This window comes from Variovorax sp. P1_H2 (assembly GCF_056405295.1).
Genome location: NZ_JBFUCJ010000032.1, coordinates 19,706 through 37,966, shown reverse-complemented (window position 1 = coordinate 37,966; position 18,261 = coordinate 19,706). Strand labels below are relative to the sequence as shown.

The following is an 18,261-nucleotide window of genomic DNA, read 5'->3' as shown; positions in this document are numbered from 1 at the left end:
TCATGAGCCATTTTCTCGATCGCCTCAAACACTTCTCGAACCCGCGCGAAGGCTTCTCGGGCGACCTCGGCGTCACCACGGGCGAGGACCGCACATGGGAGGACGCCTACCGCAACCGCTGGGCGCACGACAAGATCGTGCGCTCCACCCACGGCGTCAACTGCACCGGCTCCTGCTCGTGGAAGATCTACGTCAAGGGCGGCATCGTGACCTGGGAGACCCAGCAGACGGACTATCCGCGCACCCGCTGGGACATGCCCAACCACGAACCGCGCGGCTGCGCGCGCGGCGCCAGCTACAGCTGGTACCTCTACAGCGCCAACCGCGTCAAGTACCCGATGGTGCGCGGGCGGCTGCTGCAGCATTGGCGCGAGGCGCGCATGGCGCTCGATCCGGTCGAAGCCTGGGCGGCAATCGTGCATGACGACGCCAAGCGGCGCGACTACCAGGGCGTGCGCGGCCTGGGCGGCTTCGTGCGCTCGACCTGGGACGAGGTCAACGAGATCATCGCGGCAGCGAACGTCCACACCATCAAGAAGCACGGCGCGGACCGCATCATCGGCTTCTCGCCGATCCCGGCCATGTCGATGGTCAGCTACGCGGCGGGGAGCCGCTACCTGAGCCTGCTGGGCGGCGTCTGCATGAGCTTCTACGACTGGTACTGCGACCTGCCGCCCGCGAGCCCGCAGATCTGGGGCGAGCAGACGGACGTGCCCGAATCCGCCGACTGGTACAACTCGAGCTTCATCATCGCCTGGGGCTCGAACGTGCCACAGACGCGCACGCCGGACGCCCACTTCTTCACCGAGGTCCGCTACAAGGGCACCAAGACCGTCGCGATCACGCCGGACTACTCCGAGGTCGCGAAGCTGTCCGACCTGTGGCTGCATCCGAAGCAGGGCACCGACGCAGCGCTGGCCATGGCGATGGGCCACGTCATCCTGAAGGACTTCTACTTCGGCGGCAACGGCCAGCCGCGCTCGGCCTACTTCGACGACTATGCCCGCCGCTACACCGACTTGCCGATGCTGGTGATGCTGAAGGAGCACCGGCTCGCCAACGGCGAGACCGTGATGGTACCGGACCGCTACGTGCGCGCGTCCGACTTCAACGGCCAGCTGGGCCAGGCCAACAATCCCGAGTGGAAGACGGTCGCCTTCGACGCCCAGGGCAAGGTGGTGCTGCCGCACGGCACGATCGGCTTCCGCTGGGGGCCGGACGGCCGTGCCGACACCGGCCAATGGAATCTGGAGGCCCGCGAGGCACGCAACGGCCACGAAGTGAATCTCAAGCTCTCGCTGCTCGAAGGCGAGCATCCCGGCGACCAGGTCGCCAGGGTCGGGTTTCCGTACTTCGGCGGCATCCCTCACGCGCACTTCGCTTCCAACGCGCAGGACGACGTGCTGGTCCGCACGGTGCCGGTCCAGCGAATCCCCCTGGGCAAGGAAGGCGAGAAGCGCGAGGCCCTGGTGGCCACGGTGTTCGACCTCCAGGCCGCCCAGTACGGCGTTGCGCGCGGCCTGCCCGGAGAACTGGCCGCCGCCGACTTCGACGACAACACGCCCTACACGCCGGCCTGGCAGGAGCAGATCACCGGCGTGCCGCGCGACCAGGTCATCAGCGTCGCGCGCCAGTTCGCCGAGAACGCCGACAAGACCCAGGGCCGCTCGATGGTGATCATCGGCGCCGGCATGAACCACTGGTACCACAGCGACATGAACTACCGCGGCGTCATCAACATGCTGATGATGTGCGGCTGCATCGGCAAGAGCGGCGGCGGCTGGTCCCACTATGTCGGCCAGGAGAAGCTGCGCCCGCAGACCGGCTGGACGCCGCTGGCCTTCGCGCTCGACTGGATCCGTCCGCCGCGGCAGATGAACTCCACGAGCTTCTTCTATGCCCACACCGACCAATGGCGCTACGAGAAGCTCGGCGTCGACGAGGTCCTGTCGCCGCTCGCGGACAAGGCGCGCTACGGCGGCAGCATGATCGACTACAACGTGCGCGCCGAGCGCATGGGCTGGCTGCCCTCGGCACCGCAGCTGCAGACGAACCCGATGCAGGTGGTGCGCGACGCGCAGGCCGCGGGCATGGACGCGAAGGACTATGTCGTCCAGTCGCTGCGGGACGGCACGCTGCGCATGAGCTGCGAGGACCCCGACCATCCGGACAACTGGCCGCGCAACATGTTCGTCTGGCGGTCCAACATCATCGGCTCCTCGGGCAAGGGCCACGAGTACTTCCTCAAGCACCTGCTGGGCACCAGCAACGGGGTGCAGGGCAAGGATCTCGGCAGCGAGGAAGCCAAGCCCACCGAGGTCGTCTGGCACGACAAGGCGCCAGAGGGCAAGCTCGACCTGCTGGTCACCCTCGACTTCCGCATGAGCACGACCTGCCTGTATTCCGACATCGTGCTGCCGACGGCGACCTGGTACGAGAAGAACGACCTGAACACCAGCGACATGCATCCCTTCATCCATCCGCTGTCCACGGCGGTGGAGCCGGTCTGGCAATCGAAGAGCGACTGGGAGATCTACAAGGGCTTCGCGAAGAAGTTCAGCGAGATCTGCGTGGGTCATCTCGGCGTGGAGAGCGAGGTGGTGCTGACGCCCCTGATGCACGACTCGCCCGGCGAGCTGGCCCAGCCCTTCGAGGTGAAAGACTGGAAGCGCGGCGAATGCGAGCTGGTGCCGGGCAAGACCGCGCCGGGACTGAGCGTCGTCGAGCGCGACTATCCGAATGTCTACAAGCGCTTCACCGCGGTCGGGCCCTTGATGAACAAGATCGGCAACGGCGGCAAGGGCATTGCGTGGAACACCCAGACCGAGGTGCGCCAGCTCGGCCAGCTGAACGGGGTCGTCACCGAGGAAGGCGCCACCTGCGGCATGCCCCGGATCGACAGCGACATCGATGCCTGCGAGATGATCCTGCAGTTCGCGCCCGAGACCAACGGGCACGTGGCGGTGAAGGCCTGGGAGGCGCTGTCGAAGCAGACCGGGCGCGACCACGCGCACCTGGCGCTGCACCGCGAGGACGAGAAGATCCGCTTCAGGGACATCCAGGCGCAGCCGCGGAAGATCATCAGCTCGCCGACCTGGAGCGGCATCGAGTCGGAGACGGTGTCGTACAACGCCGGCTACACCAACGTGCACGAGCTGATCCCCTGGCGCACGCTGACAGGGCGGCAGCAGTTCTACCAGGACCATCCGTGGATGCTGGCCTTCGGCGAGGGCTTTGCCAGCTACCGGCCGCCGGTGAACCTGAAGGCCACCGCCGGCATGCACGGCATCCGCTCGAACGGCAACGCCGAGATCCTGCTGAACTTCATCACGCCGCACCAGAAGTGGGGCATCCACTCGACCTACACCGACAACCTGCTGATGCTTACCCTGAGCCGCGGCGGCCCGATCATCTGGCTCAGCGAAGACGATGCGAAGGCCATCGGCGTCGAGGACAACGACTGGGTGGAGCTCTACAACGTGAATGGCGCCATCGCGGCCCGCGCCGTCGTCAGCCAGCGCATCAAGCCGGGCATGGTCATGATGTACCACGCACAGGAAAAGATCGTGAACACGCCGGGATCTGAGATCACCGGCCAGCGCGGCGGCATCCACAACTCCGTCACGCGCATCGTGCTCAAGCCGACCCACATGATCGGCGGCTACGCCCAGCTGTCGTACGGCTTCAACTACTACGGGACCATCGGCACCAACCGCGACGAGTTCGTGGTCGTGCGCAAGATGGACAAGGTCGACTGGCTCGACACGCCGCGCGGCGACGAGCGGGCCGAGGTGGTGCAACAACTCGGGGAGGCCGCATGAAGATACGCGCCCAGATCGGCATGGTGCTCAATCTCGACAAGTGCATCGGCTGCCACACCTGCTCGGTGACCTGCAAGAACGTCTGGACCAGCCGTCCCGGCATGGAGTACGCATGGTTCAACAACGTCGAGACCAAGCCCGGCATCGGCTACCCGAAGGAGTGGGAGAACCAGGACAAGTGGAACGGCGGCTGGGTGCGCAAGCCCAACGGCCGCATCGAGCCGCGGCAGGGCGCGCGCTGGAAGCTGCTGATGCGCATCTTCGCGAACCCGAGCATGCCGCAGATCGACGACTACTACGAGCCCTTCACCTTCGACTATGGCCATCTGCAGTCGGCACCCGAAATGAAGGCCACGCCCACCGCGCGCCCGCGCAGCCTGATCACGGGCCAGCGCATGGAGAAGATCGAATGGGGCCCGAACTGGGAGGAGATCCTCGGCGGCGAGTTCAGCAAGCGCAGCAAGGACAAGAACTTCGACGACATCCAGAAGGACATCTACGGCGAGTTCGAGAACACCTTCATGATGTACCTGCCGCGCCTGTGCGAGCACTGCCTCAATCCGGCCTGCGTGGCGAGCTGCCCCTCGGGCTCGATCTACAAGCGCGAGGAAGACGGCATCGTGCTGATCGACCAGGACAAGTGCCGGGGCTGGCGGATGTGCGTCTCGGGCTGCCCGTACAAGAAGATCTACTACAACTGGAAGAGCGGCAAGGCGGAGAAGTGCACCTTCTGCTACCCGCGCATCGAGGCCGGCCAGCCGACGGTGTGCAGCGAGACCTGCGTCGGGCGCATCCGCTACCTGGGCGTGCTGCTGTATGACGCGGACCGCATCCAGGAAGCGGCGAGCGTGGAACACGACCGCGACCTGTACCAGGCGCAGCTCGACATCTTTCTCGATCCGAACGATCCGGCGGTCATCGCGCAGGCGCGCATCGACAACATTCCGGACGCCTGGATGGAGGCCGCGCGCAAGAGCCCGGTCTACAAGATGGCGGTCGACTGGAAGGTCGCGCTGCCGCTGCATCCCGAGTACCGCACGCTGCCGATGGTCTGGTACGTGCCGCCGCTGTCGCCCATCACCGCCGCCGCGAACGCCGGCCACGTGGGCATCAATGGCCAGATACCCGACGTGAACCAGTTGCGCATCCCGGTCAAGTACCTCGCGAACCTGCTGACCGCCGGCGACACGGTGCCGGTGGTGCGGGCGCTCGAGCGCATGCTGGCCATGCGCGCCTACCAGCGCGAGAAGCATGTCGACGGACGCATCAACCTGGACGCGCTGGAGCAGGTCGGCATCAGCCAGGCCGAGGTCGAGGACATGTACCACGTCATGGCGATCGCCAACTACGAGGACCGCTTCGTGATTCCGACCAGCCATCGCGAATATGCCGAGAACACCTTCGACGTGCGCGGCGGCTGCGGCTTCTCCTTCGGCAATGGCTGTTCGGACGGTTCGAGCGATGTGAGCCTCTTCGGCGGCCACCGCAAGCGCACGATCCCGATCAAGGCGGAGGTCTGAGCATGTCGATCTTCAAGCATGCACCCGCGGCTTCCAGGAGCCTGCGCGCGCTGGGCCGCCTGCTCGGCTATCCCGATGACGAGCTGCGCCGGAACCTCGAGGCGCTGCGCAGCGCGCTTCACGACGAGCGCGCCCTGTCGCCTTCGCGGCTGGCCGAACTCGACGCGCTGCTCGACTTGCTCGGCCGCGCCGGCCCGCTGGAAAGCGAGGCCCGCTACGTCGACCTGTTCGACCGCGGCCGGGCCACTTCGCTGCACCTGTTCGAGCATGTCCACGGCGACTCGCGCGACCGGGGGCCGGCCATGATCGACCTGGCGCGCACCTACGAGGCCGCCGGCCTCTTCGTCCGCGAGGACGAGCTGCCCGATTTCCTGCCGGTCGTGCTGGAGTTCGCATCGACCCAGCCGCCGCGCGAGGCGCGCCAGTTTCTGGCCGAGATGGCGCACCTGTTCAACGCGATCTTCGCGGCGCTTCAGCAGCGCGAGAGTGCCTACGCCAGCGTGCTCGGCGCGCTGCTCGAACTGGCAGGCGAGAGTGCGCAGCCGGTGGTGATCGCGCCCGAGGAGCCGATGGACGCCAGCTGGGAGGAGCCGGTGGTCTTCGACGGCTGTTCGGTCAAGGGCCAGGGCCGACCCGACCAGCCGCAACCCATTCACATCGTCCGCAGGGACCGCCCTGTCGAAGGAGAACGCGCATGACCACGCTGCACGGCTTTGTCTTTGGTGTCTATCCGTACATCTGCCTCACGGTGTTCCTGCTCGGCAGCCTGATCCGCTTCGATCGCGACCAGTACACCTGGAAGAGCGATTCGTCGCAGCTCCTTCGCAGCGGCCTGCTGCGCTGGGGCAGCAACCTCTTCCACATCGGCATCCTGTTCCTGTTCTTCGGGCATTTCGTGGGCCTGCTCGCGCCGCACGCCTTCTACAGCCACTTCCTCGAAGCACCGGTCAAGCAGAAGATCGCCATCTATTCGGGCGGCATCTTCGGCGTGCTCTGCTTCATCGGGCTGTCGATGCTGATCTACCGCCGGCTGTTCGATCCTCGGATCCGCTACACCAGCCACCGGACCGACATCGCGATCCTGCTGATCCTCTGGGTGCAGCTGGTGGTGGGGCTGATCACCCTGCCCTTCTCCTGGGCGCACTCGGACGGCAGCGTGATGCTGATTCTTGCGGACTGGGCGCAGCGCATCCTCACCTTGCGGGCCGTCGACGCCGAGCTGCTCGCGGGCCTGCCGTGGCCGTACCTGTTCCACCTGGTGCTGGGGATGACGATCTTTCTTCTCTTTCCCTTCAGCCGCCTGGTCCATGTGTGGAGCGGATTCGCTTCGGTCGGCTACCTTCTGCGGCCCTACCAGGTGGTCCGCAGCCGGCGGCTCAATGTGCCGCCCGGACAGAATCAGCCGCGTTCGTCCGGCGCGAACGATTGAGGGCAGCCCCATGCAAGTCGAACCCATCGCAACGGATCCGGCCCTCGGGGTGCCGCCCATCGCCCGCGTCAACGGTGTCGCGCTTCATGCGCCGGGACTGCTGCTGTCGGCCGAGGAACTGCGCCAGCGCGCCTGCACCGAACTGCTGCGCCAGGCCGCGCAGGCTGCCGGATTGCTCGACCGGGCGGACGCGGCCTCGGTCGACGGTTCGACCAGCGAGGCCGCCACCGACGCGATCGAGGCGCTCCTCGACCGCTCGATCTCGCTGCCCGACCCCTCGGAGGAGACATGCAGGCGCTATCACGCCGCCCACGAGGGCCAGTATCGCGGCGGCGAGGGGGTGCGCGTGCGACACATCCTCTTCGCGGTGACGCCCGGGGTGGACGTGGTGGCGCTGCGAAGGCGCGCGGAGATGGCCATGCTGGAGGTGCGCTGCTTCGACGGCAGCGCGTCGCCGAGCTTCGCCACCCAGGCGGCGGCGCTGTCGAACTGCCCGAGCGGCGCCGAGGGCGGCGAGCTGGGCTGGCTGGAGCTCGGCGACTGCGCGCCGGAATTCGGCCGCGAACTCTTCGGCCGGGCCGAAGTCGGCGTCCTGCCGCGCCTCGTCCACAGTCGTTTCGGCCTGCACGTGGTCGAGGTCATCGCGCGCGAGCCCGGCATCCAGCGGCCCTTCGAGGCGGTGCGCGCCGCGGTCGAGCTGGCCCTGCGGCAGCAGGCCTTCGTGGCCGCGACGCGCCAGTTCCTGCAGCTGCTCGCGGCCGACGCCCGGATCGAAGGCGTGGACCTCGAGGCCGCCGATTCACCGCTGGTCCAATAGCGGCAACGCCATGAACCCGTCCCACTTCGAGCTCCTGCTGCAGGCCGCCCGATCGCAGCCCGAGCCCCAGCGTCTTCTGTTCGTCTTCGCGGCCGCGAGCCTGCCCGCCGATGCGAGTGCCGAGCAACGGGCCCGCTTCGAGGCCGGCGAGGGCGGCGAGCTCGCTCCGGTGATGTGCGTGGACAAGGCACCGGACGCGCTCGGCAGCTTCGCGGGCCTGGCGGCCGAAGCACGCGAGCTCGGCGCGGCCTGGCACGTGGTGTTCGTCGCCGGCCTCTCCGGCAAGGGCCGGAGTGCGCCGAGCGACGCCGAGACCGAGCGCGCCGTCGAGGCGATGGTCGACGACGTCCGCCAGGGCGCCTTCGGCCGCTACGCGGCCTACGACCTGCATGGGGAGCCGCTGGGCTTTTCATGAGCCCGGCCATCGAGCCTTTCCAGCCGGACCTGGCTAATGCTGCGACGGGAATCGCGGCTTCGCAGTGCCGGCGAGCGCTTCGAGCACCGAGGCGAAGTTGCCGGAATGTTCGAGGGCGGCGAGGATGGTGGTGAACAGCGGCCGGTACGCCTCGTCGGCCTCGTAGCCGATCAGCGGATCGCGGTTCTTCAGGAATTCTGCATCGATCTCGGCCCAGTCTTCAGGCTTGAGAACCGCCTCCGCGAACGGCAGGACCTCTCGTTCCTCGACGCCCATGTGCTCGAGGTAGAAATCCACGTAGTGCTTCACCGCCGAATCGAAAGCCTCCCGGCGGGCCTCCCTCTGGGCAGTGCCACCCATCAGCCGGAAGGCAAGCAGCGCGTGTTCGAGTTCACGTACCGCCTGCTCGCCTCGCGCGTGGTCGCGATCGAGCCGATCGAGCACCGCGTCCATGTGCGGCGTGCGACCCCGCAGCTTCGGAAACAGAAAGCCGCTTTCCTTCGGATGGTGGAGCTTCTCGGGAAACTCGTCGACGTAGAACAGCATGGCCTGCAGCGCATCGAAGTCGGGCAAGGTGCCGCGGCGCCGGTGCGTGTCGAGCAGCAGCGAGATCGACCGCAACATCGCCGACAGCGCGCGGTGTTCGTGGCGGATGATGGTCAGGCTCGCGGGTGTCATGCTGCACGGTCCGGGGAGTTCGCATCGCTCAGCATCCTCCGTTCTGCGTTCCGCGTCTTGAGGCAGATCAAATTCAGCCCCAGACCTCGCGCTTGTCGATCCTGCTCCTCGCATAGCCATAGGCCGCAGTCAATGCAGATTCCTCGTCGTAGAACTCCCCCGGGACGAGGTGGCGCGGATGGCCGCCCTGAACCCCGGTCACGAGATCGAAGGTCACCCAGGCCCACAGCTTCCGGTAGGGCGATTGACTGGTGAAAGCATGCACCCGGTATCCCCGGTACACGAACGCGGCTTGTTCGGTCGCCATCCTGGCTCCTCCTGGTTTGGCGCGACTTTAGGGCGACAACCCCCTTCAGCGCAATGGCCTGCGCCACCGCCCGGACGATCGCCGGCGGCGGACCATCAGAGGCCCAGGTCGCTGAGGCCGGGGTGGTCGTCGGGACGGCGGCCGAGCGGCCAGTGGAACTTTCGCTCCGAAGCCTGGATGGGCATGTCGTTGATGCACGCGAAGCGGCGCTGCATCAGTCCGTCCTCGCGGAACTCCCAGTTCTCGTTTCCATACGAGCGAAACCAGTTGCCGGAGTCGTCGCGCCACTCGTAGGCGTAGYGGACGGCGATGCGGTTGCCATCGAAGGCCCAGAGCTCCTTGATCAGGCGGTAGTCCAGTTCCTTGCGCCACTTGCGCTCGAGGAAGCCCTGGGCTTCCTCACGGCTGTTGGCAAATTCGACCCGATTGCGCCACTTCGTGTCGAGCGTATAGGCGAGTGCGACCTTCGCCGCATCGCGGGTGTTCCACCCGTCTTCGGCGAGTCGGACCTTCTGGATGGCTGATTCTCTGGTGAACGGCGGCAGCGGCGGGCGAGTTTCCATGGCGTGGACCTCCAAGGTTGATGGGGTTTGGCATGTAGACAGGTTCGTCTACATGGCCTCAATGTAGCAAATGTAGACGAAGCTGTCTACACTGGCGCCATGCCCACATCGAGAAGTCAGGAAATTGCCGAGCTGCCCGCGCGAGAGCGCATCCTCGCGACCGCTCACGACCTCTTCTATGGAGACGGAATTCGAGCGACCGGCATCGACAAGCTGATCGCCGCGTCCGGTGTCACGAAGGTCACCTTCTACCGGCACTTCCCGAGCAAGAACGACCTGATTCGTTCCTACCTCGACTATCGGCACCGACTGTGGATCGACTGGTTCCGGGACGCGCTGGCCCGGCATGGGAGCGCAAGAATTGGAGCGATGGCACTCCTTCCGACGCTGAAGGAATGGTGGTCCGACGCGCGTTTTCGCGGCTGTGCATTCATCAACGCATCGGTGGAACTCGGTACGTCCAGCGACGAGGTGCTCGAGGTGAGCCGCATCCACAAGGAAGAGATGATCGAGGCGATCTCATCGACGCTGCCGCCGGGACGACGCCGGCGTGCCCTCGCGCAATCGCTGGCGCTGGCTGTCGACGGCGCGATCGTTCACGTGCAGCTGGGCATGGATGCCGAACAGGTGTCATCCGGCTTCGAACAGCTCCTGAAGGCGACGCTGAAGACAAGCGCTTGAGCTGCGTCAATCCGCCTGGCGGCGAGGGTGCATATTCTCTGCACGATGACCCGATGTTCGGCACGCCTCGCGACGATGTGTGTGACGCTGGTGTTCGCTGCCGGCGCGTTCGCGACCGAGGCGGTCGCAGCACCCGTCGCTCCACTGCGCGTGGCCACCGGACCCTTGGCACCCTTCGTGTTCTGGCAGGACGGTCGGCTGACCGGCTTCAGCGTCGACCTGTGGAACGAACTCGCGCGCCGGATGGACGTGAAGTTCGAATGGGTGGACGCGGGGCCGCGCGCCGAGCAGCTGGAGAGCGTACGTCGCGGCGATGCGGACGTCGCCGTCTCGGCCATCGTGATGACGCCGGAGCGCGAGAAGGTTGCCGACTTTTCGCAATCCTATTTCGACTCCGGCCTGCAGATCATGGTCCGCGCCGAAGAGGAAGGCCCGGTCCTCGCGACCTTGTTGGCCATCCCCTGGAGCACCATCGGAAAGCTGTTCGCCGCGGCACTCGTGCTGGTGTTCTTGTGGGCCAACGTGCTCTGGTTCATTGAACACAGGCGCAATCCGGAACTCGGCAAAGGCTACGCGGCCGGAGTCGGCAACGAGGTCTGGAACACGATGCTCATCATCGCCACCGGCGAGCATGGCGAGCGAAGTACCCCGGGCGCGCTCAGGCGGCTCGTGATCGCGTGCGTGTGGCTGATGGGGATCGTGCTGATCGCGCAACTGACTGCGACCGTCACCTCATCGCAGACGGTGCTTCGGCTGCGCTCGAGCATTGCGGGACCGGGCGACCTGCCCGGAAAGACGATCGCGACGGTGCCCGGCAGCATCGCGGCCGACTACCTGGCGCGGCTGCACCTGCCGGTCGTTGAAATCGCCAATCCCGCTGCGGGCGTGGACCTGCTGATGCGCGGCAAGGTGCAGGCCATCGTCTTCGACGCGCCCACGCTGCAATACTGGGCCGCCACGTCGGGCAAGGGCACGCTGCAGGTCGTGGGCCCCGTGTTCAGGCCCGAGAAGTACGGCATCGTCGTGGCGCTGGGCAGCCCGCTGCGCAAGCAGATCAACGAGGCACTGCTGGAGGTCTACCAGGACGGGACGTATGAGGAGATCCACGACAAGTGGTTCGCCTCGCGCAGGTAGGCGGCGCCGTGCTCAGCCTTTGTCGCGCAGCAGCTCCGCCTTCTGCGCCAGCCCTGCGGCCTCCACGGCTTCCGGGCGCGACAGCGGCCCGGCGTTCCGGGCTGCGGACGACCGGCAGGAGAAGGTATCCTGGATCGCGGCCTGGCCACAAACTCCACGCATTGTCATGGCAACCTTCGAATGGATCATCCTGCTGCTGCTCGGCGCGGCGCTGCGCGCGGCACTGGCGAACCGGATCGGCGCGCCTTACCCCACCTTCCTCGCGATCGGCGGCGCCCTGCTCGCGTTCGTGCCGCACAGCCCCAACTGGACCCTCGATCCCCACCTGGCCCTGACGCTGTTCGTCGCACCCGTGCTGGTCGACGCGGCCTACGACACGTCGCTGCGCGACCTGCGACGCAACTGGCGACCGGTGGCCGGCCTCGTGATCGCCGCCGTCGGTGCCACCGTGCTGGCCGTCGCCTGCGTGGCGCGCTGGCTCGTGCCCGGCATGCCCTGGGCGGTCGCGATCGCGCTTGGCGCGATCGTCGCGCCGCCCGATGCGGCGGCGGCCACCGCGGTGATGCGCCAGGTCGGACTGCCGCACAAGCTGCTGAAGATCCTCGAGGGCGAGAGCCTGCTCAACGACGCCAGCTCGCTGCTGGTCTACCGGCTGGCCATCATGGCCGCGATGGCCAGCCATCTCGGCTTCGCGAGCCTTGCACCGGTCTTCCTGCTGACCATCTTCGGCAGCCTCGTGGTCGGTGTGGGTTGTGCGTATGCGGTGGGCTCGCTGACGACCCGGCTGCGCGACGTGCCGATCGCGCTGATCGTCCAGTTCGCCCTGACCTTCGGCGTCTGGATCGCCGCCGAAGCCATCGGACTTTCAGGCATCCTGACCTTGGTCGCCTTCGCGATGACCCTGGCGCGGCGCAGCGGCGCGCGGATGCCGGCCCGCATGCGCGTGCCCGCGTTCACGGTCTGGGAGTCCGCGGTGTTCATCCTGAACGCATTCGCGTTCGTGCTCATCGGGATGCAGCTGCGGCCCATCTGGGACCGACTCGAGACCGGAAGCGCGCGCAACGATGCCATCGTCACGGCGGTCGCAGTCCTCTGCGTGACGATCGCGGCACGCTTCGCCTGGGTCTTCGGCTATCACTCGATCAAGCGCTGGCGCGCACGCCGTCCCAGGCCCGGATTGGCAGCGAATGCGGCGCCCACATTCGGCAGCAGCGTGGTGCTGTCCTGGGCCGGCATGCGGGGCATCGTGACGCTGGCAGCCGCCTTCGCGATCCCCGAGACGCTCCCGAGCGGCGCGCCTTTCCCGTTCCGGGACCTGATCCTGCTCTGCGCATTCGCCGTGGTGTTCGGCACCCTGGTCTTGCAGGGGTTGACGATGGCGCCGCTGATCCGCCGGATGGGCCTGGCCGACGACGACCCGGTCGGCCGAGAAGTCCGGCTTGGCCGGATCCAGGCCTATGGCGCACTCCTCGACGCGATCAAGGACGACGAGAGCCTGACAGCGAAGCTGTTGCGCAAGGAGTACGGCGCGGCGGTGGAACTCCATTCCAGCCCGGGACCCGGGCCCTCGATCGACGAATTGTCCGCAGGCGCGCTCCGACGACGGGCGATCACGGTCGCACGGCAGCGCGCCTTCGAACTTCGCCGGGACGAGGTGATCGGCGACGACGCCTATCGGGTCCTGCTGCAGGAATTCGACTGGGCGGAACTGAGCGCCGGCGGCGCCAGCGCAGACTAGGCCTCGAGGAACTCGAAGCCCATCGTCCGCATATGGTAGTGCAGCCCACCGTCCTGCACGATCAGGAAGCGCGCGCCGGCGTCGCCGGCGTTGTGGTGCGAATGCGGCGCACCCGGCGGGGTCACGAGCGTGGCCCAGGGAGCCCAAGGGCAATGCGACCCGCCGACCATGGAGTGGCAGGCCTCCCCCTGAACCACCAGCGTCACCGCCGCCGAATTGTGGCGATGCGTGCGCTGATGGGTCTGCGCAGCGAGGGTGTTGAAGCTCAGCGTCAGGGTGGGCGTGAGATTGCGCGCGGCCTCCTGCCGATCGGAGGAGAAGATCAGCGCCCGGCCCGAGGTGCTGTCGCGGCTGCCCATCGAAGACAGCAGCGCCAACTGGCATTCGATCTCCGCGGCGGGGTAGTGCACCGCTTCGACCGGCGCATCGGCCGGGCCCGGCGGCTGCGAGGCGTCGAAGGCCAGTTGCGGCTCGTTGCCCACCGTCCACAGCAGGGCGCCGCCCGCCCCCGCTTCGAGGCGGCAGCCCGGGGCGCCGGGCAGCAGGAAGACATCGCCGGCGCCGAAGGCCAGGGGCTCCGCCATCCCACCGACCCGGCCGGCGCCCAAGATCACGTACCAGACCGAAGCGGTCGCACCGACGCCGACGGCTCGCACATCGCCGGCAGCGATGCGCACATAGCGCGCGAGCATGAGCGGCGTGGTGGCAGGAAAGGCGCAGCCGAGCGCGTCGCGCTGGTCGCAGTCGAACACGCCGGACTCGGCGCCCGTCGGCGCCGCGAACAGGCGCGCCGGCACCTCGGGCAGCTTCACATTGAAGGCGTTGCCCGAATTGAAGAAGCGCGCCCGCGCCTGCGCAGCGCTGGCCGGTGCGTTCGGCTGCTGCACCGGCAGGTCGGCCATGTCGGCCATCGGCGCATCGGTCGCGACGCTCATCGGGCCAGGCCCTCCTCGACGCCCGCGCAGGGCAGCAGCACGCGCAGCAGCACGTTCGCGCCTGCCGCCACGTGCGCGGGCTCGGCCCACTCGTGCTCGGCATGGCTCACGCCGCCGCGGCAGGGGATGAAGATCATCGCGCTCGGGCACAGCGGCGCCATGTGGCGCGCGTCGTGGCCGGCGGCGGAAAGAATGGGCATGAATGGCTGTGCGTCGAGCGCGGCGGCGTCGGCAATGGCCCGCTGCAACTGCGGGTCGAAGCGGTTGGAAGGGGCGTCGACCAGGCGCGTCACCGTGGCCCGGCACGGCGCGGCGTGGGTCTCGCAGAGCGCGACGAGCCGGGCGCCCAGCCGGTCCAGCACCGCGTTGTCGGGATGGCGCAGGTCGACCCGCAGCGTGACACGCTCGGGCACGACCGACGGCGCGTTCGGTTCGACCTGCAGCCGGCCGATGGTGAACTTGACGGCCGGGTCGTGCCCGCCGACTTCGCTGTAGAGCGCCGCGGCCGTGCGCGCGAAGGCCGCCAGCGCGTCGCGCCGGTCCGCCATCGCGAGCGTGCCGGCATGTCCTCGCTCGCCTTCGATCACGATGTCGAAGGTCTTCTTTCCCTGGATGCCCGTGACGACGCCGATCACCCGCCCCTGCGCCTCCAGCACCGGACCCTGCTCGATGTGCGCCTCGATGTACGCCTTCAGCGCAAAGCCGAGCGGCCGGCGCCGCAGAGCGGGAAAGGCCGCATGCAAGGCATCGAGCGCCTCGGCGACCGACACGCCCTCGGCGTCGCGCGTCGCGCGCACGGCCTCGAGGCTGCGCACGCCGGCGAAGGCTTCCGAGCCCATCATGCCGGGCGCGAAGCGCGATCCCTCCTCGTTCATCCAGGCCACGCAGACGATGTCCACGGCCGGCCGCACGCCCTGCTCCGCCAGCGTGACCAGCACCTCGAGCGCAGCGGCCACCCCGTACACGCCGTCGAAGCGTCCGCCGCCGGGCTGGCTGTCGAGGTGGCTGCCGGCGAGCACGGGCGGTGCGGCGCGGTCCATGCCCGGCAGCGCGACGAACAGGTTGCCGGCCGCATCGGTCGAAGGCTCCAGCCCGGCCGACCGGGCCCAATCGATCATCACCTGCCAGGACGCGATTTCTTCCGCACTGAGCGCCTGGCGGTTGACGCCGCCGCCGGGCGTGGCGCCGCAGCGCGCCAGCGCCATCAGCCGGCCCCACAACCGGTCGGCATCGACGCGCAGGAGGGCCGGCGCCCGGGCCGGGGCTGCCTCGCTCATCAGTCGGTCTTCATGATCTGGCTGGGCAGCGCGCGCGGGTCGCGCGGCTTCCACTGGCCGGCCTCGACCTGGGCGAAGAACTCGGCCAGCAAGGCGTTGAAGGCGGCGGGCTCCTCGAGGTTGAGCGTGTGGCCGGTCTTGGGCATGACGGCGAGGCCGCAGGCCGGAACGGTCTTCTTGAGGAAGATGCCGGGCTGCAGGCAGTGGTCGTCCTCGTCGCCGACCACCACCAGCGAGGGCACCGCCATGGCGCGCAGCTCGCGCTCCAGGTCATAGATGGAAGGCCGGCGCGCCTGCACGCCGCGCATGGTGTTGGCCGCCCCCACGGCATCGTGCTCGCCGAGCCAGGTGGCGAACTCCTGCCAGCCGCGCGGGTCCTTGTTCTGGAACTGCACCCGGCTCGCCCCCAGCGAGTAGGTGCGCGCGAAGCGCTCCGAGCCCTGTGCCTCGAACTGGCGCGCCACTTCGAGCGACACGCCGCGGAAGTAGTCCTCGTGCGCCTTCTCGGCGCCATAGCCCGCGCCGGCAATCACCAGCGAGGCCGCGCGCGCCGCATGGCGCAGGCCGAAATGCAAGGTCGCGAAGCCGCCCATCGAGAGGCCCACGATGTGCGCCCGCGCCAGCCCCAGCGCATCCATCACCGCGGCGATGTCGTCGGCGGCGATGGCCTGCGAATAGCGCTCCATGCCGGCCGGCACGTCCGACGGCGGATAGCCGCGCGCGCCGAAAGTGACGCACTGGTGGCGCCGCGCGAAGTAGCGCATCTGCGGTTCCCAGCTGCGGTGGTCGCCGCCGAACTCGTGCACGAACACGATGGGCGCGCCGCTGCCGGCGGTCTCGTAGTACAGGCGGACGCCGTCCGCGGTGGTGGCGAAACTCATGCGCCGCTCCTCAGAAAAGTGCCGCGGTCGCGGGCAGGCTGCGGGCGCGCTCGACAGCCCGCGGCAGCACGTCGCACAGGGCCTGGGCCCAGGCCTTCGGCACGGTGGTGGAGATCTTCACGAAGCGGTGGCCGAAGCGCGGCGTGTGGTAGGTGCCCTGGCGCACCATGATGTCGTGCTCGCCGAGCGCGGTGACCAGCGCCTCGGGCGTCACGCCGGCGCCGGTGCACTCGACCACGATGAAGTTCGCCTGCGAAGGAAACACCGGCACCTCGAACCCTGGCAGCCGGGCAAAGGCATCGACGATCAGGCGCTGGTTCTCGCGCTGCTGCGCGATCACGCTGCGCATCCATTCGTCCTTCACGGCCAGGCCCGCGATGGCCGCGCGCTGGGCCAGCACGCTGGCCCCGAGCGGCGCCTGCGAATGCGGAAGGATGCGCGCCAGCAGCACGGGCGACGCGACCAGCGCGCCCAGCCGCAGCCCGGCCAGGCCGAGCCACTTCGAGAAGCTCACGATGGTGACCGTGCCTTCCGGATAGAAGCGCGCGGCCAGCGTGTGGCTGTCGGCGAAGTCGCGGTAGGTGCAGTCGTGGATCAGGATCGCGCCGATCTCGCGCGCGCGGTCCGCGAAGGCCCGGATCTCGTCCTCGGTGTAGGCGGTGCCGAGCGGGTTGTTCGGATCGACCAGGTAGATGACGGCGGTGTCCTTGTCGGTCGCCGCGGCGAGCGCTTCGGCCGAAAGCTTGAAGCCGTACTCGGGGCCGTAGATCGGGATCTCGGTGATCACCGAGCCGGCCTTGGCCGCGAACTGGAGCGGCCACTTCCAGCCCGGGTCGGTGGTGACGAAACCCTTGCCTTCGGCACAGAAGGCGCGGCAGGCCAGCGCCAGCGCGGAGACCGCGCCGTCGGTGACCACCGCCGACTGCTCCGGCACGCCCAGGTCGGCCACGATGGCCGTGCGCAAGGCCTCCATGCCCAGCGGCGGCGCATAGGCATGGAAGCTCTCGTCGTCGATCGCGTCGTGCAGCGCCTTTCGCACGGCCGGATGCAGCGGGAAGTGGTTGGTGTTCTGGCCCAGCCACATCAGGTCGGGGTTGGTGAAGAGCCGGTCGAAGTACTGGTTGCGGGTCTCCGCATCGTTCGTCGCCGGGGCGGCGGGTGCCGCGGGGAAGGACTTCAATACCGCGCTCATGCCGCGAGCCTCCGCGCCTGCTCGGCCGCGATGACCCTCTTGCTGGTCTTGATGATCGAACCGCGCGCGGCAATGCCGCCGTCGATGGTCACCACGGTGCCGGTGATGTAGCCCGCACGCGGCGAGGCCAGGAAGACCATCAGTTCGGCCACTTCTTCGGGCGTCGCCGGGCGGCCGCCGGGATAGTTGTCGAACAGCTCCTCCCAGCGGCCCTCGTCGCCGTGCGTGTCGAGCGCGCGGCGCTTCATCAGCTTGACCATGCGGTCGGTGGCCACCGGGCCGGGGTTGACGCCGACCACGCGGATGCCGTCGTCCAGGCTGACGCCGCCGAGCGCGCGCGTGAAGGCCATGACGGCCGCATTGCCGGTGGAGCCGGCGATGTAGTTGGCGTCCCAGTTCTCGCCGGAGTTGCCGATGTCGTTGACGATCACGCCGCCGCCCGCGGCCTTCATCCGGGCGTAGTAGATCTGGCTGAGTTCCATGTAGCCAAGCACCTTGAGCTGGAAGCCGCGGCGCACCGCGGCGAAGTCGAGCGACTCGATCGGGCCCGAGGGAATGTCGCCTGCGTTGTTCACGAGGATGTCGACCGGGCCGGCGGCGTCGGCAAGCTGGCCCATCGCGCCGGGTGCGGCGAGGTCCATCGGATGGATCGCCACCGTGACCGGGTGGGCCTTCGAGATTTCCTCGCGCGCCGCCGTCAGGGCCACGCCGTCGCGGGCGGCCAGGTGCAGGTGGCAGCCTTCGGCCGCGAACGCGTGGGCGGCTGCGAGGCCGATGCCTTTGGAGGCTCCGGTGATGAGTACGGTCTTGCCTTCGAGTTGGAGTTTCATGGCGTGTTGTCCTGGGATGCGGATCGAAAAATGGGATGTCAAT

At 68.1% G+C, this 18,261-nt stretch carries 18 protein-coding genes; 9 read left to right on the top strand and 9 right to left on the bottom strand.

All coding sequences use genetic code 11. The annotated features are described in order from the left end of the window. The first annotated feature begins 2 nt into the window (after positions 1–2). From AC1D2E_RS13750 to AC1D2E_RS13725, 6 genes are read left to right on the top strand one after another with little or no spacing between them, the layout of a single operon-like run. Complete coding sequence (locus AC1D2E_RS13750) at positions 3–3,821, top strand: nitrate reductase subunit alpha (RefSeq protein ID WP_478197906.1); 3,819 nt, start codon at positions 3–5, stop codon at positions 3,819–3,821. After that, positions 3,818–5,341 carry a nitrate reductase subunit beta gene (gene narH, locus AC1D2E_RS13745; protein ID WP_478197905.1) on the top strand — a complete coding sequence of 508 codons (1,524 nt, stop codon included), beginning with the start codon at positions 3,818–3,820 and terminating at the stop codon, positions 5,339–5,341. The genes AC1D2E_RS13750 and narH overlap by 4 nt, the downstream gene beginning before the upstream one ends. Positions 5,342–5,349: 8 nt before the next feature. Continuing rightward, positions 5,350–6,039, top strand: coding sequence for a nitrate reductase molybdenum cofactor assembly chaperone (narJ, locus tag AC1D2E_RS13740; RefSeq protein ID WP_478197923.1), 690 nt, complete (start codon positions 5,350–5,352; stop codon positions 6,037–6,039). After that, the gene (narI, locus tag AC1D2E_RS13735) at positions 6,036–6,770 is read left to right on the top strand and encodes a respiratory nitrate reductase subunit gamma (RefSeq protein WP_478197904.1); all 735 of its coding nucleotides are present in this window, start codon (positions 6,036–6,038) and stop codon (positions 6,768–6,770) included. The genes narJ and narI overlap by 4 nt, the downstream gene beginning before the upstream one ends. 10 nt (positions 6,771–6,780) lie before the next feature. After that, positions 6,781–7,587, top strand: coding sequence for a peptidylprolyl isomerase (locus tag AC1D2E_RS13730; RefSeq protein WP_478197903.1), 807 nt, complete (start codon positions 6,781–6,783; stop codon positions 7,585–7,587). A gap of 10 nt (positions 7,588–7,597) precedes the next feature. Continuing rightward, the gene (locus tag AC1D2E_RS13725) at positions 7,598–8,002 is read left to right on the top strand and encodes a ribonucleotide reductase subunit alpha (RefSeq protein ID WP_478197902.1); all 405 of its coding nucleotides are present in this window, start codon (positions 7,598–7,600) and stop codon (positions 8,000–8,002) included. Positions 8,003–8,035: 33 nt separating this feature from the next. Here the strand turns inward: AC1D2E_RS13725 and AC1D2E_RS13720 are convergent, their stop codons facing one another. The 3 genes from AC1D2E_RS13720 to AC1D2E_RS13710 all read right to left on the bottom strand — a co-directional run bounded on the left by AC1D2E_RS13720 (position 8,036) and on the right by AC1D2E_RS13710 (position 9,550). Next, positions 8,036–8,680, bottom strand: coding sequence for a hemerythrin domain-containing protein (locus AC1D2E_RS13720; RefSeq protein ID WP_478176226.1), 645 nt, complete (start codon positions 8,678–8,680; stop codon positions 8,036–8,038). A gap of 73 nt (positions 8,681–8,753) precedes the next feature. Beyond that, positions 8,754–8,987 (bottom strand): hypothetical protein, encoded by a 234-nt coding sequence (locus tag AC1D2E_RS13715; protein ID WP_478197901.1) that lies wholly within the window; start codon positions 8,985–8,987, stop codon positions 8,754–8,756. A gap of 95 nt (positions 8,988–9,082) precedes the next feature. Further along, positions 9,083–9,550 (bottom strand): nuclear transport factor 2 family protein, encoded by a 468-nt coding sequence (locus AC1D2E_RS13710; protein WP_478197900.1) that lies wholly within the window; start codon positions 9,548–9,550, stop codon positions 9,083–9,085. A 99-nt stretch (positions 9,551–9,649) separates the two neighbouring features. On the opposite strand from AC1D2E_RS13710, the gene AC1D2E_RS13705 reads away from it, so the two are divergent. Further along, positions 9,650–10,231 (top strand): TetR/AcrR family transcriptional regulator, encoded by a 582-nt coding sequence (locus AC1D2E_RS13705; RefSeq protein ID WP_478197899.1) that lies wholly within the window; start codon positions 9,650–9,652, stop codon positions 10,229–10,231. 81 nt (positions 10,232–10,312) lie between these two features. After that, positions 10,313–11,365 carry a transporter substrate-binding domain-containing protein gene (locus AC1D2E_RS13700; protein ID WP_478197898.1) on the top strand — a complete coding sequence of 351 codons (1,053 nt, stop codon included), beginning with the start codon at positions 10,313–10,315 and terminating at the stop codon, positions 11,363–11,365. A gap of 12 nt (positions 11,366–11,377) precedes the next feature. Here the strand turns inward: AC1D2E_RS13700 and AC1D2E_RS13695 are convergent, their stop codons facing one another. Further along, positions 11,378–11,554: a hypothetical protein gene (locus AC1D2E_RS13695; RefSeq protein WP_478197897.1), complete on the bottom strand. Its 177-nt coding sequence runs from the start codon at positions 11,552–11,554 to the stop codon at positions 11,378–11,380. Here AC1D2E_RS13695 and AC1D2E_RS13690 point away from each other — a divergent pair. Then, on the top strand, positions 11,532–13,103 hold the full coding sequence (locus AC1D2E_RS13690) for a cation:proton antiporter (RefSeq protein ID WP_478197896.1): 1,572 nt from the start codon (positions 11,532–11,534) through the stop codon (positions 13,101–13,103). The genes AC1D2E_RS13695 and AC1D2E_RS13690 overlap by 23 nt on opposite strands. On the opposite strand, the gene AC1D2E_RS13685 is transcribed toward AC1D2E_RS13690, so the two are convergent. Genes AC1D2E_RS13685 through AC1D2E_RS13665 form a run of 5 tightly spaced genes read right to left on the bottom strand, consistent with a single transcriptional unit; the run spans position 13,100 to position 18,218 of the window. Further along, positions 13,100–14,038, bottom strand: coding sequence for a cupin domain-containing protein (locus AC1D2E_RS13685; protein WP_478197895.1), 939 nt, complete (start codon positions 14,036–14,038; stop codon positions 13,100–13,102). The two genes, AC1D2E_RS13690 and AC1D2E_RS13685, sit on opposite strands and share 4 nt — an antisense overlap. Beyond that, positions 14,035–15,315, bottom strand: coding sequence for a Zn-dependent hydrolase (locus tag AC1D2E_RS13680; RefSeq protein ID WP_478197894.1), 1,281 nt, complete (start codon positions 15,313–15,315; stop codon positions 14,035–14,037). Before AC1D2E_RS13680 ends, AC1D2E_RS13685 begins: the two co-directional genes overlap by 4 nt. Further along, positions 15,315–16,196 (bottom strand): alpha/beta fold hydrolase, encoded by an 882-nt coding sequence (locus tag AC1D2E_RS13675; RefSeq protein WP_478197893.1) that lies wholly within the window; start codon positions 16,194–16,196, stop codon positions 15,315–15,317. Before AC1D2E_RS13675 ends, AC1D2E_RS13680 begins: the two co-directional genes overlap by 1 nt. Positions 16,197–16,206: 10 nt before the next feature. Further along, positions 16,207–17,388: a pyridoxal phosphate-dependent aminotransferase gene (locus tag AC1D2E_RS13670; RefSeq protein ID WP_478197892.1), complete on the bottom strand. Its 1,182-nt coding sequence runs from the start codon at positions 17,386–17,388 to the stop codon at positions 16,207–16,209. Beyond that, complete coding sequence (locus AC1D2E_RS13665) at positions 17,385–18,218, bottom strand: SDR family oxidoreductase (RefSeq protein WP_478197891.1); 834 nt, start codon at positions 18,216–18,218, stop codon at positions 17,385–17,387. The genes AC1D2E_RS13670 and AC1D2E_RS13665 overlap by 4 nt, the downstream gene beginning before the upstream one ends. Positions 18,219–18,261: the final 43 nt, after the last annotated feature.